Source organism: Bradyrhizobium lablabi, assembly GCF_018131005.1.
GTDB lineage: Bacteria > Pseudomonadota > Alphaproteobacteria > Rhizobiales > Xanthobacteraceae > Bradyrhizobium > Bradyrhizobium lablabi_D.
Map to the genome: position 1 here is coordinate 499,396 of NZ_JAFCJK010000003.1, position 23,436 is coordinate 522,831.

Annotated in this window: 24 protein-coding genes; 19 read left to right on the plus strand and 5 right to left on the minus strand. The window is 64.8% G+C overall.

Annotation, left to right across the window (positions count from 1 at the left end; all coding sequences use genetic code 11):
- The 17 genes from JQ553_RS12265 to JQ553_RS12345 are packed head-to-tail and all read left to right on the plus strand — an operon-like array spanning position 1 to position 18,693.
- Entirely contained in the window at positions 1-1,092 is a 1,092-nt protein-coding gene (locus JQ553_RS12265) for a branched-chain amino acid ABC transporter permease (RefSeq protein WP_212500196.1), read from the plus strand.
- Entirely contained in the window at positions 1,085-1,867 is a 783-nt protein-coding gene (locus tag JQ553_RS12270; protein ID WP_212500197.1) for an ABC transporter ATP-binding protein, read from the plus strand. The genes JQ553_RS12265 and JQ553_RS12270 overlap by 8 nt, the downstream gene beginning before the upstream one ends.
- Positions 1,860-4,070, plus strand: a complete 2,211-nt coding sequence (locus JQ553_RS12275) for an ABC transporter permease (RefSeq protein WP_212500198.1) — start codon at positions 1,860-1,862, stop codon at positions 4,068-4,070. Before JQ553_RS12270 ends, JQ553_RS12275 begins: the two co-directional genes overlap by 8 nt.
- 3 nt (positions 4,071-4,073) lie before the next feature.
- Entirely contained in the window at positions 4,074-4,907 is an 834-nt protein-coding gene (locus JQ553_RS12280) for a phosphoenolpyruvate hydrolase family protein (protein ID WP_212500199.1), read from the plus strand.
- Positions 4,908-4,932: 25 nt separating this feature from the next.
- Positions 4,933-7,827: a flotillin family protein gene (locus tag JQ553_RS12285; RefSeq protein WP_212500200.1), complete on the plus strand. Its 2,895-nt coding sequence runs from the start codon at positions 4,933-4,935 to the stop codon at positions 7,825-7,827.
- Between the two features lie 9 nt (positions 7,828-7,836).
- Positions 7,837-8,274, plus strand: coding sequence for an SRPBCC family protein (locus JQ553_RS12290; protein ID WP_212500201.1), 438 nt, complete (start codon positions 7,837-7,839; stop codon positions 8,272-8,274).
- A 3-nt stretch (positions 8,275-8,277) separates the two neighbouring features.
- A complete protein-coding gene (locus JQ553_RS12295) occupies positions 8,278-8,721 on the plus strand; it encodes an SRPBCC family protein (RefSeq protein WP_212500202.1) in 444 nt (147 codons plus the stop codon).
- A gap of 15 nt (positions 8,722-8,736) precedes the next feature.
- Positions 8,737-9,555, plus strand: a complete 819-nt coding sequence (locus JQ553_RS12300; RefSeq protein ID WP_212500203.1) for a xanthine dehydrogenase family protein subunit M — start codon at positions 8,737-8,739, stop codon at positions 9,553-9,555.
- 6 nt (positions 9,556-9,561) lie between these two features.
- Positions 9,562-10,041 (plus strand): (2Fe-2S)-binding protein, encoded by a 480-nt coding sequence (locus JQ553_RS12305; protein ID WP_212500204.1) that lies wholly within the window; start codon positions 9,562-9,564, stop codon positions 10,039-10,041.
- A 13-nt stretch (positions 10,042-10,054) separates the two neighbouring features.
- Positions 10,055-11,641 (plus strand): xanthine dehydrogenase family protein molybdopterin-binding subunit, encoded by a 1,587-nt coding sequence (locus tag JQ553_RS12310; RefSeq protein WP_212500205.1) that lies wholly within the window; start codon positions 10,055-10,057, stop codon positions 11,639-11,641.
- Between the two features lie 2 nt (positions 11,642-11,643).
- On the plus strand, positions 11,644-12,666 hold the full coding sequence (locus tag JQ553_RS12315) for a xanthine dehydrogenase family protein molybdopterin-binding subunit (RefSeq protein ID WP_212500206.1): 1,023 nt from the start codon (positions 11,644-11,646) through the stop codon (positions 12,664-12,666).
- A gap of 9 nt (positions 12,667-12,675) precedes the next feature.
- Positions 12,676-13,557: a MoxR family ATPase gene (locus JQ553_RS12320; protein WP_212500207.1), complete on the plus strand. Its 882-nt coding sequence runs from the start codon at positions 12,676-12,678 to the stop codon at positions 13,555-13,557.
- A complete protein-coding gene (locus JQ553_RS12325) occupies positions 13,554-14,675 on the plus strand; it encodes a VWA domain-containing protein (RefSeq protein ID WP_212500208.1) in 1,122 nt (373 codons plus the stop codon). The genes JQ553_RS12320 and JQ553_RS12325 overlap by 4 nt, the downstream gene beginning before the upstream one ends.
- Entirely contained in the window at positions 14,672-15,562 is an 891-nt protein-coding gene (locus JQ553_RS12330) for an amidohydrolase (protein ID WP_212500209.1), read from the plus strand. The genes JQ553_RS12325 and JQ553_RS12330 overlap by 4 nt, the downstream gene beginning before the upstream one ends.
- Positions 15,563-15,619: 57 nt before the next feature.
- On the plus strand, positions 15,620-16,468 hold the full coding sequence (locus JQ553_RS12335; RefSeq protein ID WP_212500210.1) for an MBL fold metallo-hydrolase: 849 nt from the start codon (positions 15,620-15,622) through the stop codon (positions 16,466-16,468).
- A gap of 14 nt (positions 16,469-16,482) precedes the next feature.
- The gene (locus tag JQ553_RS12340) at positions 16,483-18,054 is read left to right on the plus strand and encodes an isochorismatase family protein (protein ID WP_212500211.1); all 1,572 of its coding nucleotides are present in this window, start codon (positions 16,483-16,485) and stop codon (positions 18,052-18,054) included.
- Positions 18,055-18,066: 12 nt separating this feature from the next.
- On the plus strand, positions 18,067-18,693 hold the full coding sequence (locus tag JQ553_RS12345) for an NAD(P)H-dependent oxidoreductase (RefSeq protein ID WP_212500212.1): 627 nt from the start codon (positions 18,067-18,069) through the stop codon (positions 18,691-18,693).
- 140 nt (positions 18,694-18,833) lie between these two features.
- Here the strand turns inward: JQ553_RS12345 and JQ553_RS12350 are convergent, their stop codons facing one another.
- Complete coding sequence (locus JQ553_RS12350; RefSeq protein ID WP_212500213.1) at positions 18,834-19,919, minus strand: YihY/virulence factor BrkB family protein; 1,086 nt, start codon at positions 19,917-19,919, stop codon at positions 18,834-18,836.
- A gap of 4 nt (positions 19,920-19,923) precedes the next feature.
- Entirely contained in the window at positions 19,924-20,349 is a 426-nt protein-coding gene (locus JQ553_RS12355; protein WP_249144177.1) for a hypothetical protein, read from the minus strand.
- A 47-nt stretch (positions 20,350-20,396) separates the two neighbouring features.
- Here JQ553_RS12355 and JQ553_RS12360 point away from each other — a divergent pair, with 47 nt between their 5' ends.
- Positions 20,397-20,615, plus strand: coding sequence for a hypothetical protein (locus JQ553_RS12360; RefSeq protein ID WP_212500392.1), 219 nt, complete (start codon positions 20,397-20,399; stop codon positions 20,613-20,615).
- Between the two features lie 83 nt (positions 20,616-20,698).
- On the opposite strand, the gene JQ553_RS12365 is transcribed toward JQ553_RS12360, so the two are convergent.
- The 3 genes from JQ553_RS12365 to JQ553_RS12375 are packed head-to-tail and all read right to left on the minus strand — an operon-like array spanning position 20,699 to position 22,162.
- On the minus strand, positions 20,699-21,139 hold the full coding sequence (locus tag JQ553_RS12365; protein WP_409363051.1) for a hypothetical protein: 441 nt from the start codon (positions 21,137-21,139) through the stop codon (positions 20,699-20,701).
- A gap of 7 nt (positions 21,140-21,146) precedes the next feature.
- Positions 21,147-21,368, minus strand: a complete 222-nt coding sequence (locus tag JQ553_RS12370) for a hypothetical protein (RefSeq protein ID WP_212500215.1) — start codon at positions 21,366-21,368, stop codon at positions 21,147-21,149.
- Positions 21,369-21,415: 47 nt separating this feature from the next.
- Complete coding sequence (locus JQ553_RS12375) at positions 21,416-22,162, minus strand: hypothetical protein (protein ID WP_409363052.1); 747 nt, start codon at positions 22,160-22,162, stop codon at positions 21,416-21,418.
- Between the two features lie 775 nt (positions 22,163-22,937).
- Between JQ553_RS12375 and JQ553_RS12380 the strand changes: the two genes are divergently transcribed.
- Entirely contained in the window at positions 22,938-23,264 is a 327-nt protein-coding gene (locus JQ553_RS12380) for a hypothetical protein (protein WP_212500216.1), read from the plus strand.
- Positions 23,265-23,436: the final 172 nt, after the last annotated feature.

The window sequence follows — 23,436 nt, forward strand, 5'->3', positions numbered from 1 at the left end:
ATGTCGTTGTTGCAGAGCACCCAGCTTCGCACCGAGCCGACCGCGTCCGCAGCACGTCGGGCCTTGGTTCGCGCCTGGCCAGAGCTGCAGAACCCCGTGGCATGGCTGGTCGCGCTCATCCTCGTGATCATGCCGCTGATCGCCAATGGCTTCTTCCTGATCGAGATCTTCGCCACCACGCTGATCCTTGGCATCATCGCACTCAGCCTGATGTTCCTTGCCGGCTATGGCGGCATGGTCAGCCTGATGCAGCTCACGATCGCGGGCTTCGCCGGCTACATGGTCGCGGTGTTTGGTATGAGCGGCAACGCCAATATCAGCCTGGGGTGGCCGTGGTGGCTCGCGACGCCGATGGCGCTGGCCCTTGCCACGATCTTCGGCACGCTCGGCGGCGCGCTCGCGGTGCGCACCGAGGGCATCTATACCATCATGATCACGCTCGCGATCGGCGCGGCCTTCTACTACTTTACCAACCAGAACTGGGCGATCTTCAACGGCCACACCGGCATCAACACCGTCGCGACACCGTATTTTTGGGGCATCGACTGGCGTGCCGATATCGCGTTCTATTATGTGACACTCGGGGTCGCCGCAATCTGCTACTTCGCGGTCCAGTATGTGTCGAGAGCCCCGTTCGGCCTCGCGCTGCAGGGCGTTCGCGACAATTCCCGCCGCATGGCGGCGCTCGGCTTCAATACTAACGCGCATCGGGTCGCGGCTTACGCGTTCGCCTCCTTCATCGCGGCGCTCGGCGGCGTTCTGCAAGTCTGGAACTACCGGCAGATCTCACCCGGTTCGGTCAGCGTCGGTGCCTGCATCGACATCCTGATCATCGCGGTGGTCGGCGGCATCACGCGGCCGATCGGGCCGTTCATCGGCGCCTTCATCTTCGTGATCCTGCGCACCTTCGCGCTCGATTTGCTGGTGAAGTTCGGACTCGATGGCAACCGCTTCCGCCTTCTGATCGGACTTGGCTTCCTTGCCATCGTGTTCTGGTCGTCCGACGGGGTGATCGGGCTCTGGGAGCGCTGGCGCTGGCGCCGCCGCAAGCCGTCAGCACCGACACGTCCGGGCGGAGGTCGCCATGGATAGCGTCGCGCAGCGCCTTTCGGCAGTCGGTGCCGGCGCGGCCCTGGAGCTGCGCGGCGTGACGCGCCTGTTCGGCGCACTCGCGGCGCTGACCGATGTCACCATCACCGTGCGGCCGGGTGAGCGGCGCGCGGTGCTCGGCTCGAACGGTGCCGGCAAGACCACGTTGTTCAACTGCATTACCGGCGACTTCCCACCCTCCTCCGGCACGATCCGGTTCTTTGGTGAGGACATCACCCACTTCCCGCCCTACGAACGGATCCGCCGTGGCCTGCGCCGTACCTACCAGATTTCGGCACTGTTCCCCGCCCTCACGGTTCAGGACAATGTCTATCTCGCCTGCTGCGGCGTCTCGCGTGGACGGTTTTCGCCAATCCGTCCCGGCACAGACGACGCGCTCATACATGCCGCCGACACGCTGGTTCAGGCGGTGCATCTGACCTCCGTGAAGCAGCAGCGCGTCGCCGAGCTTGCGCATGGCCAGCAACGGCAGCTTGAAATCGCGCTCGCGCTCGCCGGCGCGCCGCGCTTCATCCTGTTCGACGAGCCAGCCGCGGGTCTGTCGCCGACCGAACGGCGCGAGCTGATCGAGATCCTGACGTCGCTGCCTGCCCATATCGGCTACATCATCATCGAGCACGACATGGACGTCGCGCTGCGCGTGGTCGAGAGCGTAACGATGATGCACAACGGCCGCGTCTTCAAGGAAGGGCTGCCACGCGACATAGAGTCCGACCCCGAGGTGCAGGAACTCTATCTTGGAGGCGGCCATGAGTGACCGCCGCAGCGCGCCTGCGCTCGACGTCAAGGGCCTGGACGTTTACTACGGGCATTCGCATGCACTGCAAGGCGTTGACCTCACTCTCGAGTCCGGTGTGTTCTCGGTGGTCGGCCGCAACGGTATGGGCAAGAGCACGCTGTGCAAGGCCATCATGGGCCTGGTCCGCCCCAGCGGTGGCTCGATCCGCTTCCGCGGCGAAGAAATCACGACGCTGAGCCCAGCCCGCATCGCGCGCCTCGGGGTCGGCTATGTGCCACAGGGACGGCGCCTGTGGCGCTCGCTGACGGTCGATGAGCATCTGCAGCTTGCCGGCGGCCTCCGGCGCGGTCCCTGGACCGTCGAGCGCATCTACGACACGTTCCCGCGCCTTGGCGAGCGCAAGAACAACGGCGGCAGCCAGCTCTCCGGCGGCGAGCAGCAGATGCTCGCGATCTCCCGCGCGCTGCTCACCAACCCGCATCTGCTGATCATGGACGAGCCGACCGAAGGACTGGCGCCCGTGATCGTCGCGCAGGTCGAGGAGATGCTGGTGCGGCTGGGCGAGGACGGCGACATCGCAGTGCTGGTGATCGAGCAGAACATCGGCGTAGCGACCGCGGTATCGCGAAATGTCGCGATCATGGTCAACGGCCGCGTCAATCGCATCATCGACTCCGCGCAGCTTTCCGCCGATCGCGATTTGCAGCAACGCCTGCTCGGCGTCGGCATGCACGGCGATCTCGACACGGATGCCGTGGCGAGCTCGGCAAGGGCGGAAGCGGACAACACGCGAGAACCGGCGCGCAAGGGGCCGGTGCGCATCTACATCTCCAACCCTGTGGCGCCGACACGCTGGTCTCAGCCGGTGCCGATCGCCCGCATCGAAGCCGGCGCACGCACCCAATCAGGTGGCGCTACCCGGCTCGAAGAGGCCACCGGCCGGCGCCGCGATCCGACGCCGGCGCAAGCGTCGGGCCCGCCGGTCGTGCTGGTCGTCGGCACACTCGACACCAAGGGCGCCGAGTTGCGTTACATCCGCGACATCATCGCCGGCAGCGGGCTGCGCACGCGCCTGGTCGACGTCTCGACCAGCGGCAAGGCCTCCAGTTGCGACGTCACCGCGCAGGAGATCGCGCTGAACCACAGCCGCGGCGGCGCGGGCGTGTTCGGTGCCGATCGCGGCACCTCAGTGACGGCGATGGCGGATGCGTTTGAAAGATGGCTACGGCGCCAGAGCAATGTCACCGGCATCGTCTCGGCTGGCGGCTCTGGTGGCGCGTCGCTGGTGGCGCCGGGCATGCGCAGCCTTCCCGTTGGCGTGCCCAAGATCATCATCTCCTCGGTCGCATCAGGCGACGTCGGTCCCTATGTCGGGCCTGCCGACATCATGATGATGTATTCGGTGACCGACGTGCAGGGCCTGAATTCGATCTCGCGTACGGTGCTTGCCAATGGCGCAAACGCCTTGGTTGGGATGGTCAAGGCCCGTCTCGACGAGCGCGACGCCAAGCAGCGCGACACGAGCGGCGGCCTTCCCGCTATCGGCATCACCATGTTCGGCGTGACCACGCCGGCCGTGCAGAGGATCACGGCCGACCTGCGCGACGATTTCGAGTGCCTCGTCTTCCATGCCACAGGGGTCGGCGGCCGCTCGATGGAAAAGCTGGTCGAGTCCGGGCAGCTTGCCGGCGTGATCGATCTCACCACAACGGAGGTCTGCGATCTCCTGATGGGCGGCGTGTTCCCAGCAGCCGAGGACCGCTTCGGCGCGGTCATCCGCAGCCGCGTGCCCTATATCGGCTCGGTCGGTGCGCTCGACATGGTCAATTTCGGCGCGCCCGACACGATTCCGGAGCGCTATCGCCAACGCAAGTTCCAGGTCCACAACCCGCAGGTCACGCTGATGCGGACCACGCCGGAAGAGAACGAGCGCATGGGCCGATGGATCGGGGAGCGGCTCAACCAGATGGACGGGCCGGTGCGTTTCTTCCTGCCCGAAGGCGGGATTTCCGCCCTCGACGCGCCGGGTCAGCCGTTCTGGGATGCTGATGCCGATGCGGCGCTGTTCCGTTCGCTGGAGCGAACGGTGCGCCAGACCAGCAACCGCCAGATCATTCGCGTCAAGCGCAACATCAACGATCCCGAGTTCACCGCAGCTATCGTCAGCGCGTTCCGTTCCTTGTTCGGACGCACCGGCGGGCGGCGGAGAGTGGCGAGGTGACCAATGGCCAGGTTTGAACGCGCGGCGCTGTTGAAGAAGTTTCGAGACATGGCGGCCCGCGGCGAGCCGATCGTCGGCGGCGGTGCCGGCACCGGGCTGTCGGCGAAGTGCGAGGAGGCCGGGGGCGTCGACCTGATCGTGATCTACAATTCCGGCCGCTACCGCATGGCCGGCCGCGGCTCACTTGCGGGGCTGATGCCGTATGGCGACGCCAACGCCATCGTGCTGGAAATGGCCGGCGAGGTCCTGCCGGTGGTGACGAATACGCCCGTGCTTGCCGGCGTCAACGGTACCGATCCGTTCCGCGACATCGACGTCTTCCTTGACCAGCTCAAGGCGCTGGGCTTTGCCGGCGTGCAGAACTTCCCGACCGTCGGCCTGATCGACGGCGTCTTCCGCGCCAATCTCGAGGAGACCGGCATGTCTTACGCGCTCGAGATCGACATGATCGCGAAAGCGCATGACAAGGACATGCTGACGACGCCCTACGTGTTCAGCGAACAGGAGGCCGCCGCGATGGCAATCGCCGGCGCCGATATCATCGTCTGCCATATGGGCTTGACCACCGGCGGCAGCATCGGCGCGCAGACTGCGCTGAGGCTGGAGGACTGCCCGCCCCGCATCGAAGCCTGGGCGGACGCCGCGCTCAGCGTCAATTCGAACATCCTCGTACTCGCGCATGGCGGTCCGATCGCGGACCCGGCCGACGCCGATTTCATCATGAAGAAGACCCGCAACTGCCACGGCTTCTACGGCGCCTCCTCGATGGAGCGGCTACCCGTGGAGCGGGCGCTGACGGATCAGGTTCGCAAGTTCAAGGCGATCGGCGCGCGCTGAAGCGCCGTGACCAAGGGAGGAAAAGATGTCGGGGATGCTGGTTGGTGAATTGATCCTCTGGTTCATCGTCGCAATCATCGCGATCGTCATCATCGTCTACGTCGTGAACTGGCTCTACCATCGTTCGTCGAAGGAGGTTTCCTTCGTCCGCACCGGCTTCCTGGGCGAACGCGTGGTCATCAACGGCGGCGCCTTCGTGCTGCCGTTCATCCACGACTACACGCCCGTCAACATGAACGTGCTGCCTATGGGCATCGTGCGTGCCCGGCAGGACGCGGTCATTACCCGCGACCGCATGCGCGTCGACGTCGAGGCCGACTTTTACGTCCGGGTCGAGCCGACCCGCGAAGCCGTGTCGATCGCAGCCGCCACCCTCGGCCGCCGCACCATGGAGCCCGAACAGCTTCACACCCTGCTCTCCGGCAAGTTCATTTCCGCAATCCGCTCGGTCGCCTCTGAAATGACCATGGAGCAGATGCACGAGCAGCGCGGAGAATACGTCGCCCGCGTCAAGGCCAACGCCGCCGAGGCGCTAGCGCAGAACGGTCTCGAACTGGAGTCGGTAGCGATCACCGATCTCGACCAGACCGACCTCGAATATTTCAACCCTTCGAATCGCTTCGACGCCGAAGGTTTGACCCGCCTGATGGAAGACATCGAAGCGAGGCGCAAGCTGCGCAACGACATCGAGCAGGACTCGATGATCAAGATCCGCTCCCGAAACCTCGAGGCCGAGCGGCAGGCGCTGGAAATCGAGCGCGAAAGCGAGACCGCCCGCCTCGAACAGGAACGCGACATCGAGATGCGCCGCGCCCTGCAGCGCACCGAAGTCGCCCGCGAGCGCGCGCTGCGCGAAACTGAGGCCGAACAGGCCCAGATCACCGCGCGCGAGGCGATCGAGAAAGCGCGAATCGCCAACGAGCAAGCCATTACCGAGGCTCGCATCGCCTCCGAGCGCGAGACACGGCAGAAGGAGATCGAGCGGACGCGCGTGGTCGAGGAGAAGGAGCTCCTTGCTCGCGAGGAAATCGAGAAGGCGCGGATCACCAACCAGCGTTCGATCGACACCACACGCATCGCCTCGGAGCGGGAGGTCCGCCAGCGCGAGATCGAGCGCATGCGCACGGTGGAGGAAGCCGAGATCGCGGCCCGTGAGGCGATCGAGAAGGCCCGCATCCAGCAGGACCGCGTCGTGACCGATGCGCGCATCGCCAACGAAGAGGAGACGCGCCGACGCGAAATCGAGCGCACCCGCGCGGTCGAGGAAGCCGAAATCTCAGCGCGCGAGGCGACCGAGAAGGCGCGCATCACGCAGACCATGACGGTCAATGTCGAGCGCATCTCGTCCGATGAGCGCACCCGCGCGCTGGAGATCCAGCAAGTGCGCACAATCCAGGAGGCCGAGATCGAGGCGCAGAAGGCGGTCGAAGCCGCCCGCATCGCGCGCGAGAAGACGCTGGCCGCCGAGCGGATCAGCGCCGATCACAACACCCGCAAGCTCGAGATCGAGCGCAACCAGGCAATCGAGATCGCAGGCATCGCAGCGCGCGAGGCCACCGAAGCCTCGCGTATCACCCAGGAGGAGCACGTCCGGGCGCTGGAGATCGCGCGGACCCGCGCGGTCGAAGAGGCCGATATCGCCTCGCGCGAGGCGATCGAAGCCGCGAGAATCGCGCAAGAGAAGACCGTCGCTGCCCAACGCATCCGCGCCGAAAAGGAGACGCGCGGATTGGAGATCGAGCGCACCGAGGCGATCGAGGCCGCCGAACTCAGGCGTCGCGACGCGATCGAGCGGCAACGCATCGATGTCGAGCTGGCGCTTGAGAGCGAGCGGATCGCTTCGTCGAGGACGCGCGAGGTGCTCAATATCGACCAGAAGAAGGTGATCGAACTCGCCGACGAGGAGCGCGTCATTGCGCTGGCCGCGAAGCGCTCGGAGCGCATCGATGCCGACCGGCAGGTCAGGCAGGCCGAGATCGTCGCTCGCAAGGAGGTCGACACGACAGACGTCTCCCGCGAGCAGGCGCTGGAGGCGGCGCGGATCGAGCGGCGGCGCGCCATCGAGCAGCTCGATGTCGCCCGAAATCAATCGCTGCAGGAGGCGGAGATCGCATCACGCGAGGAAGTCGAGCGCGCGCGCATCGCCTCCGATCGCGGCCTGGACGAAGCCCGGATCGGCAGGGAACGCGATCTGCGAAAGCTAGAGGTCAACCGTGAGAAGGACGTCGAGACCGCCCTGATGGAGAAGGCGATCGCCCTGTACGAGAAATCCCTGGAAGAGTCGGCAGCCAAGGTGGCGGCGGAGGACGCGCGGGTGCGGGCGACCGAGGCTGCCGAACGGGTCGTCACCGCCCGCGAAAGCGAGATTGCCAAGCGGCGCAAGACCGTCGAGGTGCTGCTCGCCGAGAAGCAGGCCGAGGAAACAAGGATCGCGGCTGAGGCGGAACGGGTGCGCGCAGCCGTGGAGGCCGAAGCGCAGCGATTGCTCAACGAGGCCGAGAACGTGCTTACCGATCAGGCACGCTATTCGCTGTTCCGCCGCAAGCTGCTCGATCGGATCGAGGGCATCGTGCGCGAGAGCGTCAAGCCGATGGAAAAGATCGAGGGCATCCGCATCCTCCAGGTCGATGGCCTCAACGGCAACAGCCATGGCGGCGGCACCGGCCGCAGCGCCACCGACGAGGTGATCGACTCCGCGCTACGCTACCGCGTACAGGCGCCGCTCATCGACTCGATTCTGTCGGATATCGGCGTCGAAGGCGGCAGCCTCGCCAAGATGCCGGGGCTCATTCGCGAAGCGCGCGACATGCAGGGCATCCGGGATTCCTCGCGCAAGGGGGCCGGCGGCGACAAGCCCGAGTCTGATGGAACACAGTCGGGCGGGCCCCGCCCCGAGCGCACGCCGCGCAAGAAGGATTGAGCTCACGTCATGGCAAGAGTTTATGTGTCCACCGTCGTCAACGCCCGCAACGACCGGGTCTGGGCGCGCGTGCGCGACTTCAACGGGATGCCGAATTGGCATCCCGCGATCGCGGAAAGTCGGATCGAGGGCGGCGAGCCATCCGACAAGATAGGCTGCGTCCGCGACTTCCGCCTCCGCAACGGCGACCGCATCCGCGAAAAGCTTCTGGGGCTCTCCGACTACGACATGTTCTGCACCTACTCCATCCTGGAGTCGCCGATGGGCGTCGAGAACTATGTCGCGACGCTGCGGCTGACCCCGGTGACCGACGGCGACCAGACTTTCCTGGAATGGACCGCGGAATTCGACTGCGCGCCCGAGCGCGAGACGGAGCTCGTCAACAATATTGGCGGTGGTGTGTTCCAGGGCGGATTCGACGCGCTGAAGCGGGCATTCGGAGGGTGAGCCGTGCCTCATATCGTCAAAAGCACAATCCTGGACGCACCGACCGAGACGGTGTGGGCTGTGCTGCGCGATTTCAACGGTCACGACCGCTGGCATCCGGCAGTCGCGACCAGCACCATCGAGCGCGCGCAATCGGCCGACAAGATCGGCTGTATCAGGCGCTTCAGGCTGAAAGACGGTTCTGAGTTGCGCGAGCAACTGCTGGCGCTGTCCGATCTCGAACAGGCCTTCAGTTACTGCCTGCTTGATACGCCGATTGCGATGTTCAATTACGTGGCGCATGTCCGCCTGCTGCCGGTTACGGACGGCGACCGAACCTTCTGGCACTGGGAATCGCGCTTCACGACGCGGCCCGAAGACAGCGACCGCATTGCGCACATGGTTTCGGAAGACATCTATCAGGCGGGATTCGAGGCGATCCGCCGGCATCTGAAGGAGGCCGCCTGAGCGCGGAGACAGATCATGCCCGTAACGGTAAAAACATTTACCTCGTCCGGAGAGGCGGCGGCCGCGCTCTCCTCCGACCGCAGCGCGCGCTATCTCGGCGGCGGCACGCTGGTGATGCGCGCGCTGAACGAGGGCGACGTCTCGATCTCCACCATCGTGCGCGCCAATGATCATGCAATGATGCGGATCGACGCCACCGGTTCGCGTGTCACGCTCGGCGCCGGCGTCACTTTCGCGCGCATCCTGGCCGAGCGCGATCTCGCCTTCCTGCATCCACCTGCCCGCTCGATCGGCGGACCGGCGGTGCGCAACATGGGGACCGTCGGCGGCAATCTGTTCGCGTCGAACCCCTACGGTGACTTCACCGTTGCCATGCTCGCGCTCGACGCGACGGTGTCGGTGCAGGGCGGCCTCGGCAGCCGCGAGGTGCCGATCGAGGAATTCCTGCAGTCGCGCGAACGGCAGACCGGAACACTCGTGTTGGCGATCTCTTTTACGAAGCCGGCCAGTGCCGATGCCTTCCGCTATTGCAAGATCGCGCGGATCAAGCCGAAGGGCGGCGCGGTGATTACGCTGGCCGCATATCTGCCGATGAACGGCAGCCGCATTGTCGGCGCGCGCGTCGCGCTTGGCTCGATGGCACCAATCCCGATCCGCGCCCGCGCCGCTGAACGTGCGCTCGAGGGCCGCTCGCTCGATGCATCGACGATCAGTGCTGCCGCAACAGCAGCGGTGGAAGGAACTTCGCCCGGTGACAACGCGCTCGCCAGCGCCTGGTATCGCCGCGAGATTGTCGGCGTTCACCTGCGCCGTCTATTGTCCGGTCAGGAATAGCATCTCATGGCCAAGACCGCCCTCCAATTCCGCCACAATGGCCGCGACGTTGCGATCTTCGTCGACGGTGGCACCAACCTCCTGGTCGCGCTGCGCGAGCTGATCGGCGACATGACGCCGAAATTCGGCTGCGGCCAGGGCGGCTGCGGCACCTGCAGCGTGTTGATCGACGGCGAACTGCATCTTTCTTGCCTGACCCTCGCGGAGACGGTTGCCGGTCGTTCCGTCGAGACGCTCGACGGCATCAAGGACGGCCCGAACCTGCATCCGCTACAGCGCGCCTTTGCGGACAATTTTGCCGCGCAGTGCGGCTACTGCACGCCGGGCATGCTGATGGCCGCCAAAGCATTGCTCGATCGTAATTCACAACCGAGCCGCGCCGAGGTCGTCGAGGCGATCTCCGGCAACATCTGCCGCTGCACCGGTTACGAGCCGATCATCAACGCCGTGCTCGCCGCCGCGTCCGTCAGCCGGGCGCGCGCGTAAGGGGACTTGAGCCATGCTGGAACTGCGCAAGGACATCTTCGCCGACGAGCGCGACGACAATCTCAAGGAGATTGGCAAGGGCACGCAACGCCAGGACATGCTCGGCCACGTCACAGGCACCTCGCCTTATTTCGACGATCACAAGCTGCAGGGCATGCTGCATCTGAAGGTGGTCCGCAGCGCACATTCACACGCACGGCTGCGCCGCGTCGACACGAGCGAGGCGGAGCGATCGCAGGGCGTGCGGCGCGTCATCCGCGGCTCTGACGTGCCGCGCAACTTGAACACGCTGCTCAGCCTGATCAATTTCGGCAAGGACGACGAGCCGTCTCTTGCGGTCGACAAAGTGCGCTACAAGGGCGAGCCGATCGTCGCAATCGTCGCCGAAAGCCCGCGCGAGGCCTATGAGGCAATCGCGAAGGTCAAGATCGATTATGAGCCCCTGCCGGCCGTGTTCGACGTCGAGGAGGCGCTGAAGCCCGGCGCCCCCGTGGTCAACGAGGTCTATCCGAAGAACACCTTCACCTACTACGAGACTTACGATCACCAGAAGCTGCGCTTCGGCGACGCCGACCGCGCGCTCGCTTCCGCCGACCACGTGCTGGAGCAGCGCTATGAGATGTCGCCAATCGAGCACGCGCCGACCGAGACCAATGGCTCGATCGCGGCGCCCGACACCAACGGTCGCTACATCGTCTACACGTCGACGCAGGCGCTGTTCTTCTCGGTCGATACCTGCGCAAAGATCCTCGACGTCCCCTCCAACACCTTCCACTTCATCGGCGGTACCGTCGGCGGCGGCTTCGGCGGCAAGGTGGATACGCTGACCGAGCCGCTCTGCATCCTCGGCGCGATGCTGACCGGACGCCCCGTGCGCTATGTCTTCGGGCGCGAGGAGGAGATGCAATATGGCCCACCGCGCGGCGCCGAGCGCATCTACATCAAGGACGGCGTGACGCGCGACGGCCGCATCGTGGCGCGCAAAATTCGCGCTTATTTCGATAGCGGCGCCTATACGCGGCTGTCGAGCTATGCAGCCGTGAAATGTGCCGCGCATCTCCCCGGCCCCTACACGATCCCGAATGTCTATGGCGACGTCTACTGCGTCTTCACCAACCGCACACCGGCCACCGCGATGCGCGGCTTCGGTGTCACCGCGATGGACTTCGCCATCGAATGCCAGATGGACAAGCTCGCGCATCTCGTCGGCATGGACCCCATGGAGTTCAGGATCCTCAATGCGTATCGCGACGGCGATATGAAGGCGCACCGGCGCGAGGCCAAGAACACGGCGCTGATCGAATGTGTGCAGGTCGCCGCCGAAAAGGCCAAATGGCCGATCCGCGAGGAGTTCAAGCGCATGTCCTCGCGCAAGGATGGTGGCGGCGCTCGCGCCGCCGTGACGCCGACCCCGCGCGAGACGCATGCGCCGCTGGCCGCACCGCCCCAGCAGCGCACGACGTATGACCGCCCCCCGGTCGCGACCCGCGAGCCGCCGCCACCGCCCCCTCCGCCGGTGTCGCCACCGCCATCGCGACCGACCGCGCCGTCGCATGGCGCGACCCGTTTCTCATCCGTTTTCGGCACGAGGAGGCGCTGACAATGACCAGGCATCGCGGACGCGGAATCGCATCGGTCAACTATCCGATCGGCATGAACCTTGGCGGCGATCCGAGCCAGGCGCTGGTGCATTCCAACCCCAGCGGCAAATTCACGGTCGCACTGTCGTCGATCGATCTCGGCCAGGGCATGAAATCCGTGACGCGGCAGATCTGTGCCGAGACGCTCGGTGTGCCGGTCGAAGACGTCTATGTCGACACCGCTGATTCCGATACCGGACCGCATTGCATGGGCTCCTTCGCCTCGCGCGGCACTCATCGCGTCGGCAACGCGGTGATGGCGGCTGCGCGCGAGGCGCGCGGCGTAATGATGGAGGCGGCGGCCGAGGAGCTCGAAGTCAATGCCGCCGATCTCGAGACCGACGGTCGGGGCAATATTCACGTGAAGGGCGCGCCGCACCGCTCGATATCGACCAAGGACGTCGCGATTGCGGCTCAGTTCAAGCAGGGCAAGACGATCTCTGGCCGTGGAATCTTCCTGGTGCCTCTCTCCGACGTCGATCCGGAAACGGGAGAGATGTCGCCGGCGACGTGCTATGCGCATGCCTGCCTGGTCGCTGAGGTCGAGGTCGATGACGAGACCGGCGAAGTCGCGATGGTGCGGATGGACAGTGCCTATGAGCTCGGACGCGCGCTCAATCCCCGCCTGGTTGAGCAGCAGCTCGTCGGCGGAGCATGGATGGGCGTCAGCCACGCGCTCTATGAGACACCGGAACCTTATTATCCCGATCCGGTCCACGGGCCGCGCGACTTCGTCGAATATCTGATGCCGGGTCCCGGCGATATCTGCCCGCACGACATCGCGGTGCTGGAACGCCCCGCGCCCGACGGCCCGTTCGGAGCCAAGGGCCCGGGCGAAATGTGCGCCAACCCGGTGCTGCCTGCCGTAGCCAATGCGATCTTCAACGCGGTCGGTGTCCGCATCGACGATCTGCCGATCACGCCGGAAAAGGTGTTGCGCGCGATCAAGGCGCAGGGCGGCGCACGGCCGCAGGCGCGGCGCTGAGGCTATCCAATGCCGGTCCGCAGCAACATCGTCGGCATCGACAGCCCCGAAGCGCTGGAAAGGGCGCTGCGCGCGGCCTACTACCTCGCCGACGACGGCATCGCGACCGCCTCCTACCTTTCACTTGCGCTCGGCAAGCCGCTGCTGCTCGAAGGCGCGCCTGGTGTCGGCAAGACCGAGGCCGCGAAGGCCATCGCGGCCGTGCTCGGTCGCAAGCTGATCCGATTGCAGTGCTATGAAGGCATCGACGCGGCCGCGGCACTCTACGAGTGGAACTATCCGCGCCAGATGCTCGCGATCCGACAGGCAGGCGATGAGAGCATCGACATCTATGGCGAGTCGTTCCTGATCGAACGCCCCATGCTCGCCGCGCTGCGGGCGCCCGACGCGACGGTGCTTCTGATCGACGAGATCGACCGCGCCGATCAGGAGTTCGAGGCATTCCTGCTGGAGTTTCTGTCCGACTTCCAGATCTCCATTCCTGAGCGCGGCACCGTGCGCGCGGCCGAACATCCCGTCGTCGTGCTGACGTCGAACCGGACGCGCGATCTGCACGAGGCATTACGGCGTCGCTGCGTTTACCACTGGATCGATTACCCGAATGCCGAGCGCGAGGCACGCATCGTCATGATGCGCGCCTCCAGCGTCGCCGAGGCCACAGCGCGCGCGGTCGTCGCAGCCGTCGGCCGGCTTCGCCGCGAGCCGCTGAGCAAGGCGCCTGGCATTGCGGAGGCCGTCGACTGGGCGGAGGCGGCGACCTTGCTCCACAAGGGCGGCGCGCGGTGGCCTGATGCATTCAAGCGCTCGATCGGCGTCGCACTGAAGGACGAGGAGGACCTGCATTTCATCTCACCCCGGCTGGACGCGCTGATCGCGGAGGCGGCCGCGTGAGTGACGATCTCAGGCTGCCGCGCGCGGCGCAGATCTTCATCTCGTTCGTGGCGCTGTTGCGCTCCAACGGGTTCTCCGTCGCGCCGGAGCAGACCACTGCATTCCTCGCCGCGATCGGGCTGCTCGGGCCGCGCAGCCTGGAGCACATTCGGCAGGCCGGGCTCGCGACGCTGGCGCCACCGCCGGAGCGGCGTGCGACGTATGACCGGCTCTTCGATATCCATTTCCACGGCAGCGAGGCAATCGAACAGGCCGAAGGCGAGGACGAGGAGACTGTCCGCCTGCAGGAGGAAGGCCGCGGCGAGGACGAGCCACCGCTCGCCGACGAGGCGAACGAATCCGGCCTTGCCGCAGCGCGCGCCGACGCGCTGGTCGAGCGCCGCTTTGCGCAGGCCTCGATCAGCGACGCTTTGCGCCGGCTGTCGCGCGAAGCGGCGGCACGCCTGCCGCGGCGGCGCGGCCACAGGCGCAGGCGCGCGCGGCGTGGTCCATTTGCGGATTTGCGCCACACTCTGCGGGAGAGCGTCCGCAACGACGGCGAGGTGCTTCGGCTGGGGCGCCTGCAGCGGCGCCAGCGCCCGCGGAAGATCCTGCTGTTGATCGACGTCTCCGGCTCGATGAAGGCGCGCACCGAGGAAAACATGAAGCTCGCACATGCGCTGGCGCAGGCGGCCGGCAGTGTCGAGGTCTTCACGTTCGGCACGCGGCTGACCCGCATCACCAGGGCAATGCGGCTGAAGCGCCGCGAGCAGGCGTTGAATGCGGCGTCCTTTCTGGTCAGCGACTGGGATGGCGGCACTCGCATCGGCGATGCGCTGCAGGCGTTCCTCGCCGTGCCGCGGTTCGGGGGATACGCGCGCGGTGCCGCCGTCGTGATCGTGTCGGACGGTCTGGAGCGCGGCGACCCCACGGCGCTGCGCGATGCCGTCGCAAGATTGTCGCGGCGAGCCTGGCGTCTGAGCTGGCTGACGCCGCTCGCGACATCGCCGGGCTTCCGGCCGCAGACCGAGGCCCTGATCGCGATCCAGCGCTTCGTCGATGATCTCGTGGACGGCGGATCGAGCGCAGCGGTGGTCGCACATCTGCTGTCGCTTGGAAGACGAGGGAGAGCTGCGTGACCGATATCGTCGACGCACATCATCATATCTGGCGTCAGGCCGATCTCGCCTGGCTGTCCGGCCCGATGCAGCCGCGCATCTTCGGCCCCTATGAGCCGATCCGCCGCGATTATCCGATCCAGGAATATCTCGACGACTTGAAGGGCACCGGCGTCGTCCGTTCGGTCTATGTGCAGACCAACTGGCCCAACGAAAGGTTCGAGGACGAGGCGGCCTGGGTACAGCAGACGGCGAACGAGCATGGCTGGCCGCATGCGATCGTCGCCTATGCCGATTTCAGCATCGACGAAGTCCGCCCGCAACTCGATCGGCTCGCGCGCTATGCGCTGGTCCGCGGCGTGCGCATGCAACTGCACTGGCACGAGAACCCGCTCTACCGTTTCGCCGCACGGCCCGACCTCTGCGCCGATCGCGTGATCCGGCGCAACGTCGGACACCTCGCCGACTATGGCTGGAGCTTCGACCTGCAGGTGTTCGCGCCGCAAATGGCGGATGCCGCAGGTCTCGCCGAAGCCTGTCCCAAGGTGACCTTCATCCTGCAGCATGCGGGCATGCCGGAGGATCTGTCGCCGCGGGGCCGCGCCGCCTGGCGCGCCGGCATGACACGGCTCGCGCAATGTCCGAACGTGGTGTCGAAGCTCTCCGGGCTCGGCACCTTCATTCACCGCAACGATGTTGCCCATATTGCCGACGTCATCAGCGAGACCGTTGCGGTCTTCGGCGCGGACCGCTGCCTGTTCGGATCGAATTTTCCAATCGAGAAACTCTGGACCAGCTATCGCGATATGGTCGACGCCTTCCGCGCCGCTGCCGCGCGGCTCACTGCGGAACAACGTGAGGCGATCTTCGAGACGACTGCCGCGCGCGTGTACCGGCTCGGGCCATGAGCGGGCGCGAAGGACTGGTCGACTATTAAGGGAAAGTCGGATTTTGGGAGGGACGCAATGCCGTTGGAGATCAAGATTCTTGACTATGGCGATATCGAGCTGGAATCGAGCTTCCTGGTGCTGGGGCGCGATTGCGGCCGCACCCGCCGCGTGCTGACGCTCGGTTTCTTGATCCTCGGCGGCCCCTATCCCGTGCTGGTCGATACCGGCTATCGCTCCAACCAGATCATGGAGACGCTGGGCATGCGCGGCCTTCAGTTCCACGAGAACATGATCGAGAACCAGCTTGCGCGTCACGGCCTGCGAATGGGCGACGTGCGTTTCGTCTGCCACACCCATCTGCACATCGACCACGCCGGCAAGGACGATCTGTTCCCGATGAACACAACCGTGGTCGTCAACCGCAGGGAGCTCGAATACTCGGTGTCCGGCCTGATGCACCCGCAGTATCCGGCGCCTGATATCAAGCACCTGATCGACCGCCTGCACACCAAGAGCGCGCTGCGCTTCCTCGATCTCGAGATCACCGGCCCGGTCGAGCTGATGCCTGGCGTCTATTGCGATGCGGCCAACGCCCACACCGAAGGCTCGATGAACATCCATGTTCACACCGCCGACGGCATCGCGACGATCTGCGGTGACGTGATCTATGATTTCAACGACCAGATCGTCACACCCTTTCACGAAATCCAGGATGCCGAGCCGCGCACGACCGGCAACCATGGCACCAGCAAGCGAGCGGAAAAGGCCGCGATCAAGAAGCTGCTCTCCAGCTCGCGCTACCTGCTGCCCGTCCATGATCGCCCGGCCAAGATCGAGGGCGGCATGGTCGTTGGGCGGTTGCATGACCAGGTGCCTGGGCCTGTGGTGCAGAGCCTGCCGCAGCGCAACTGGTTCCCGGCATAGAGGGGGCGCACGCGATGACGCATGTCACACTGCGCTCCGGCTTCGAAGACCTCATCGATCCCTACGCGCCGGTCGGCCAGGTGGGAACGGGCTTCGATTTCACCGAGGGACCGATCTGGCATCCGCTCGATCACTTCCTCTTGTTTTCCGACATGCCGGGCGACGTGCGGCGACGCTGGGATGCGCGGCGCGGCGTCGTCGAAGTCAAACGTCCGTCGAACAAATGCAACGGCATGACCTATGACGCGGAGCTCAACCTGATCGTCTGCGAGCATGCCACCTCGTCGCTGATCCGCGAGCGCCCCGATGGACGGCGCGAGGTGCTCGCCTCGCATTTCGAGAACCAGGAGCTCAACAGCCCGAACGACGTTTGCGTCCATTCCAGCGGCGCGATCTACTTCTCCGATCCCTGGTACGGCCGGATGCCGGTCTATGGTGTCGAGCGACCGCGCCAGCTTGGCTTCCAGGGCGTTTATCGCGTGCAGCCCGGCGGCGGCGCGCCAAAGCTTCTGGTCGACCGCCATCTCTTCGAGCAGCCGAACGGGCTTTGCTTCTCGCCGGACGAGCGCATCCTCTATGTCAATGACACTGTTCAGGCCCTGATTCGCGCCTTCGATGTCACCGCCGATGGTTCGCTCGCCAATCCGCGCGTGTTTGCCAGCGGCATCCGCTCCGAACTCGAGCCCGGCGTGCCTGACGGCATGAAATGCGATCAGCGCGGCAATGTCTGGGTCACGGCGCCCGGAGGCGTCTGGGTCTATTCGCCCGCCGGGGACCTGCTCGGCAAGCTGCGCCTGCCGGAACCTGTCGCCAATCTCGCCTGGGGCGGCGCCGATTTCCGCACGCTCTATCTGACCGCGACCCATTCCGTCTATGCGATCCCGACCAAGATCGGCCCACGGCACGAACCCTATATGAGCGGCAAGCGCGGCGGTGCGGCCGCGACGTCGTCTGCGCCTGCGCCGAACCTGGCCGGCGGCGACATGCGGCTCGATCCGCAGCGCTGCGCGATGATCATCCAGGATCTGCAGAATGATGTCATCATGGATGGCGGCGCGTTCGCCGACTCCGGCGCGCCGGCCCATGCGCGCCAGCAACATGTTGTCGAGAACGTCCGACGACTCGCCGAAGTCGCGCGCGCCCGCGGCGTCGTCATCATCCATGTCTGGTTCATCGTCGAGGCCGGCGCGCCTGGCGTCACGCTTAACGCGCCCCTGTTCGAGGGCCTGGTCGACAGCAAGGCCATGGTGCGTGGGAGCTGGGGCGCGGCACCGGTCTCAGGTCTGGAGCCGCGTCCGGGCGATTTCGTCGTCGAGAAGATGCGGATGAGCGCCTGGGAAGGCACGCGGCTCGAGACCATCCTGAAGGCGACCGGCCGCGACATGATCATCAACACCGGAGCCTGGACCAACATGTCGGTTGAGCACACTGCGCGCACCGGCGCCGACAAGGGTTATTTCATGATCGTACCCGAGGACTGCTGTTCAACCATGAACGCCGACTGGCACAACGCGGCAATCAACTTCGCGCTGCAGAACGTCTCGGTCGTGACCAGCGCCGACACCGTCATCAAGGCGCTCGGCTGAAAGGCGCGCGTGGTGCCGAAGCTGCTCCATCTCGCCTGCTCTCCCCGGGCCGATTCGGAATCGGCGGCCGGCGCTCGTGTCTTTCTCGATCAGTTCCGCAACTCACGGCCGGAATGGGAGATCGACGCGATGAACCTCTGGCGCGACCATTTACCCGACTTCGAAGGCTATGTGCTGGAAGCCAAATACGCGCGGATCAATGGCAAGCCCTTCACTGATTCGCAGCGGGACGCATTTGCGGTCGTCGAACGCCTTGCGCTACGCCTGTCACTGGCCGATCGGGTGCTGATCTCGACCCCGATGTGGAATTTCAGCATTCCCTACAAGCTGAAGCAGTGGCTTGACGTCATCGTGCAGCCCGGCCTGACCTTCCGCTTCGATCCTGGCCAAGGCTATCTGCCGCTGCTGAAGGACCGGCCCACGATCGTGATCCTGGCCAGCGGCAGCGACTTCGTCACGGGCATGAACCGCGGCCGCATCGATATGGCGACCCCCTATCTGCGCGAGGTGCTGCGCTTCATCGGCATCAGCAACGTGCGCTTCGTGCCGATCGGGCCGACCACCGGCTCCACCGAGCCGATCCGCGCGGCACGCGAGGCTGCACACCGGCTGCTTGCGGAGATGGCGACGAGGTTTTGATGGAAGTATCGTCAATCTGGGTTGTGACGGCCGGCGCAGCAGGGCTCACACTTGAGATCCGCGCGCGATACAGGGTTCCGTCATCGGAAGGTCGATGACGCGACTATCTGGAAACCGCCTCGGCTCGCCCAACCACATCCTCATATCGCCCTGCCAACCGTATCGGCCATTCTGGCGCCACGCGCCCCAAGCGGCTTCTGCCGGCCCTCCGTTGAATCGACGATCGTCTGGTGTTCGATCTCGGAATTGAGCTCCGCCCCACAGAGCACGATGATGGCGGACATCCACATCCAGGTCATCATACCGATCGCCGCGCCGAGCGAGCCATAGGTCGCATTGTAGTCGCCAAAATTCGAAAGATACCAGGACAGTAGCGACGAACCGATCAGCCACAACACGGCTGCTGCGACGGCACCCACACTCAGCCACTGCCAGCGCGGTGTCGCCCGGCTCGGGCCGTAGCGGTAAAGCACCGCGAGCGCGACGAGAAGCAAGAGGGTCAGGACGGGCCACCGCCCAAGCCTGATGATGAATTCGGCGCGTGTGCCCAACCCAACCTGCTCCAACAGGAGTGGTACCACGACAACGGCGCCCACCATCACCAGAATAGCAACGAGCGCCGCGACGGTGAAACTGAGCGACACCAGGTTCAATTTGATGAAGCCGCGCTTCTCCTTCTCATCGTAGACGACGTTGAGCGCATCGATGATCGCCTTCATGCCGGCATTGGCGCTCCAGATCGCGATGAACAAGCCGAAGACGAAAGTGATTCCCAGGGTCGAGGTGCCCTTGGCAAGGACCCGGGAAATCTGGTCGTGGACGATCGCAAAGGAACCTTCAGGCAGCATCAGCGCCAAGCTCTGCAGATGGCCCGCGATCGTGAACGGGTCGGCAAACAGGCCGTAGCTCGATACGACGGCCGTGATCGACGGGAAGATTGCCAGGAGGCCATAGAACACGACGCCGGCCGCCGTCGCGAGGAGCCGGTCTTCGTCGATCTGCTGATAAGTGCGGATGAGGATGTCCTTCCAGCCAGCGAACGGAATTTGCAGCGGACTGCGCGACAATCGTCCACGGTCGACCGCTTCGGCCAGGCCGGGCTCGGCACTCTCCTCTGCTTCGGGTTGTCCGGACGACCGCGCGAGGTGTCGATAGATCGCCGCGGTCGCCAGTGCGGTTGCCCCAACGAGCGCCAGATCATTCTGCCAGCTGGAGCGCGGAGCCATCTCGCTAATCCCGGATGTCTCCCGACCGCCGTTTGAAGCGCGAGGCGGCGATCCAGCCCACGAGAGTTACGGCAGCCGCGGCAGCGAGTGCCTGTGTCACCGGATCGGCTTGCACTCGGGCCATCCGGGAGGTGGATATCAGGCGAGCCGCAACGGGTACCGCGACAGCCCGCTTGAGCATGTCGGCTTGCCGGCGCGGACGCGGCACCGGCGGCGCCGAGCGCTTCAGCAAGCCGCGGCCGACCAGCAGCCCCGCGATCCCGAGCACCAGGAATAATCCTCCGACGACACCATAGGCGAGAGGCGCACCGTACCGCACTTCAATGACATGGAAGGCCGCGGCAACGCCAACACCGACGGCGATGACGAGTGAGATCAATCCCATCAACATGAGACCAAGCGCCAATGCGTATCCAGTCGCCAGACGCATGACCCATTTTCGCAAATCCGATGCATAGGAGTGCAGGATGAAGCTGAGTGAAGTCGGTCGGGGTGTTGCGGGCATCGCTCAAGTCCAGTGAAAGCCGGTGTTCATCAACCCAGCATTCGGACCGGCGTTCCTCTATCCGGCGGATCCCGCTGCTGCCGGACGCGTTGTCGTCACTGAGCGCTGTGCGGGTCGAGGAGGCCGTGGCTCTTGCGCTGACCGTCAGCTCAACCAGCGGGCTCGTCGCATCGGTGTTCTACCACCATTGAAACAAGCAGCTCCAGTCGACATCGCGAGAATGAGGCAGAACGCTTCGGAACAGCTTGCATTCGGCGCGCAGGCCTAGAGCCGGCTAACCAACCGGAAGTGGCCCCGAACTGGGCGGCATGGAGCCGGGAAATGGCTTCGCGACCGCGAGAGCCGCACGCTCGTTGGTTTCGAGCGCAATTTTTTGAGCAAGCATTACGTCGCCCGCCACGAGCGAGCCGGCAGGCCGAAAGCACCAGCCGACCACGACGCGTCCCCTCTCGTTCATCTCATAGACGTTTGTCGCTGTGCCATAGCAAATCCGATACCGCCTTCTGGAATCCGAACCGATGACATCGAAACACTTGTCTCTCTTGAATTGCAACAATTGCGCCGGCGAAAGCCAATCCTGAAGCAGCGCAACTCCCCGGGCTTCGACCTTTTCGTACGCCTGCCACCGCTCGCGCATGGCAAGTGATGCTGCGCGCAGATTTGCGAATGCACGTCGGAGAGCCAAGAGTATGGTCGTTTCGCCCAGCTTGACCATGATGCGGTCAACCGCCGACGAGCCGAGGGTAGAACAGCGTTTCTTCCGCATTGGGATCCAGTGACCTGACAAGCTCTGCTTCGCCGGGTGCCTTCCGCGTCGCCGCCGTGTATCCTTCCGACGTCAGCTTCCTAAAGCGCGCTTCGGCCCAGGCGAGTTGCTCGCTGTTTTCGGGGTCGAAATGGTGGCGGCTGTCACCGGTGCGATCCATGATCAGAAGCGTTGCCATTCTTGTCTCCTTCAAGTGACCTTAAATTCCCGGACGATCGGCAGTTCTCAGACGATGGGGACGGCAGTCTCCGGCCTGCCACCCATCCACACTGGAAGCGGCGCGCCATCACGATGCCGACCGCCCGAGCACGCTGCCACCCACGCCGCAACGGCGCCAAACAACAGCGCAGTAGCGACCGAGAAGGCCAGAATGATCGAACTGCGCCGCGATTGCATGATTGCGGTTCTCGCATCCCAGATTGCATTGTCGACCCGCTTTTCAGCGTCGGCGGCAGGCACTCCGGTTGCGGCAGCAACCTGCTGGATCAGGTAGCTCCGATCGTCGTTGCTGACTCCGCTGTGGCCGGAACTGGTCAGCAGAATTCGCCCTGCTTCGGCGCGCACGACGTTGATATCGGCATTGGAGGGGCGCCGCAGTGACCGGTACAGACGGTCAAGCTCGTAACTCAGAAGCGGCTCCGCGGATACGGTCGTTCGGGAGTGTTCATCGGATGGGCGGTGCGCGGCCGACAAGCCGACCAATGCCAACGCGGTCGCGCCGATGATGACGCCGAGCGCCCACGCCGTCAGGCCGTGAAGCCCGTCGTTATGCTCGATCGCGTCGGCCGGCGCCGTGGAGACGACGCGTTGAGCGCGACCGGCGATGTAGCCGCCAACGCCGAAGCTCACCAGCGCTTGCAGGACCAGGTACAGACCGGACAAGAGTGCCAGCGCGGCGGATGCATCACGCCACGATGGCGAACTGGAACTGACGCCCAACCCGACCGCCGCACCGAAGCTGACCAGAATCAACGACAGCGCTGCGGCGGTGAGCGCGCCCGCGAAAACCGCGCTCCACTGCAGCCGCAGCTGGCGCCTGCTGTCAACATATGCTGCAAGAGCTGGGTTATTGTCCATTTGCGTCCTATCGCAGTCCGAAGAACGACAGCACTGCAAGAATTACAACAATCAAACCGACCAGATAGATCAGCTGGTTCATGAGCGCCTCCGCTTGTCCTCCCCTGACAATCACGACCAAGAACCAAGGTTCCTATGCGCGCGGTGTACTGCCACGCGAGGTTAAGTGCAGCCTCAGCACCGTAAACTTGATCCGGATGACCGAGCTCGTTTTGACCTAAGGAATTGTGGCAGGCACCCTTGCCAATCATTCCCAAGGGAAAACCCGCCCCCCTTTTGCGAATATTTTTCGATCTCCTTGAACCTCCGCGAGGGTGCCGAGACAAAAGAGTGCTGGGGGATTTCAGGGCCCAGTGATTAGGCCAGCGCTGCGCGACGAACATATTCCGTCTACGCAGCGCTGTTGCTTTTTTAGAATTCAACCTTAAGTTAGAGTCCACAGTTGGCGGCTCACGCCCTGATTCCCCAGTCCGTCAGCTGGGAAAACCCCGCACCCAGCCTGCGGGGTTTTCTTTTTGAATCGGCCGGGGCGTATCTTTCATCTATTGGAACACGTCGCGTCATCGGCACCGGGAACATGACTCAATATTCACGGTGAAACCTCTTGTTCCACGCAACGCACCGCGTCGCTGGTCGTTGCCCCATCGCAAAATGACCAAGGGAGTTGACGATGGAATTCCGAAGGATTGCCGCGGCGGCTACGTTGACGGTTGCGATGGCGGCTCCAGCGTTCGCCCAGGATCCCGCGCCCCGCTCGGCAGCAGCTGAGCAGCAACGCGCAGAGCGGATGCATTATCAGCGGAACAGTGGCTTCTGGCCGGCCGATGTAGCGGCCGGTGTCGTGGGCGGCGCCATAGGCACAGCGGGCGCCATCGCAGCAGCGCCGTTCCGTAACGACGCCTATGCCTACAGCCAAGGCTACTATAATCAGGGCTTCGTCTGTCAGCCGGGGACGTGGTTCCGAGGCGCGGATGGGCGGCGGCACATCTGCCAATAACGGCTCCGTTCCCTATCGGAGAGGAGAGGTGGCCCGAAGCCGCCTCTCCTTTTGTTTGCGTCATCGTCCTGAAAAGCCGGTTGTTTGCGTCATCGTCCTGAAAAGCCGGTCTCGATCGCGAGAAGCGGAATTCAGATGGCCGTTACTTCCTGCCCGTGTCATTCGCATTCGA

What these genes read in the sequence shown, in the direction of transcription:
- JQ553_RS12265 (WP_212500196.1), top strand. Translation starts at nt 1, where the DNA reads ATGTCGTTGTTGCAGAGCACCCAGCTTCGCACCGAGCCGACCGCGTCC.
- JQ553_RS12270 (WP_212500197.1), top strand. Translation starts at nt 1,085, where the DNA reads ATGGATAGCGTCGCGCAGCGCCTTTCGGCAGTCGGTGCCGGCGCGGCC.
- JQ553_RS12275 (WP_212500198.1), top strand. Translation starts at nt 1,860, where the DNA reads ATGAGTGACCGCCGCAGCGCGCCTGCGCTCGACGTCAAGGGCCTGGAC.
- JQ553_RS12280 (WP_212500199.1), top strand. Translation starts at nt 4,074, where the DNA reads ATGGCCAGGTTTGAACGCGCGGCGCTGTTGAAGAAGTTTCGAGACATG.
- JQ553_RS12285 (WP_212500200.1), top strand. Translation starts at nt 4,933, where the DNA reads ATGTCGGGGATGCTGGTTGGTGAATTGATCCTCTGGTTCATCGTCGCA.
- JQ553_RS12290 (WP_212500201.1), top strand. Translation starts at nt 7,837, where the DNA reads ATGGCAAGAGTTTATGTGTCCACCGTCGTCAACGCCCGCAACGACCGG.
- JQ553_RS12300 (WP_212500203.1), top strand. Translation starts at nt 8,737, where the DNA reads ATGCCCGTAACGGTAAAAACATTTACCTCGTCCGGAGAGGCGGCGGCC.
- JQ553_RS12305 (WP_212500204.1), top strand. Translation starts at nt 9,562, where the DNA reads ATGGCCAAGACCGCCCTCCAATTCCGCCACAATGGCCGCGACGTTGCG.
- JQ553_RS12310 (WP_212500205.1), top strand. Translation starts at nt 10,055, where the DNA reads ATGCTGGAACTGCGCAAGGACATCTTCGCCGACGAGCGCGACGACAAT.
- JQ553_RS12315 (WP_212500206.1), top strand. Translation starts at nt 11,644, where the DNA reads ATGACCAGGCATCGCGGACGCGGAATCGCATCGGTCAACTATCCGATC.
- JQ553_RS12320 (WP_212500207.1), top strand. Translation starts at nt 12,676, where the DNA reads ATGCCGGTCCGCAGCAACATCGTCGGCATCGACAGCCCCGAAGCGCTG.
- JQ553_RS12335 (WP_212500210.1), top strand. Translation starts at nt 15,620, where the DNA reads ATGCCGTTGGAGATCAAGATTCTTGACTATGGCGATATCGAGCTGGAA.
- JQ553_RS12340 (WP_212500211.1), top strand. Translation starts at nt 16,483, where the DNA reads ATGACGCATGTCACACTGCGCTCCGGCTTCGAAGACCTCATCGATCCC.
- JQ553_RS12350 (WP_212500213.1), bottom strand. Translation starts at nt 19,919, where the DNA reads ATGGCTCCGCGCTCCAGCTGGCAGAATGATCTGGCGCTCGTTGGGGCA.
- JQ553_RS12355 (WP_249144177.1), bottom strand. Translation starts at nt 20,349, where the DNA reads ATGCGTCTGGCGACTGGATACGCATTGGCGCTTGGTCTCATGTTGATG.
- JQ553_RS12365 (WP_409363051.1), bottom strand. Translation starts at nt 21,139, where the DNA reads ATGGTCAAGCTGGGCGAAACGACCATACTCTTGGCTCTCCGACGTGCA.
- JQ553_RS12370 (WP_212500215.1), bottom strand. Translation starts at nt 21,368, where the DNA reads ATGGCAACGCTTCTGATCATGGATCGCACCGGTGACAGCCGCCACCAT.
- JQ553_RS12380 (WP_212500216.1), top strand. Translation starts at nt 22,938, where the DNA reads ATGGAATTCCGAAGGATTGCCGCGGCGGCTACGTTGACGGTTGCGATG.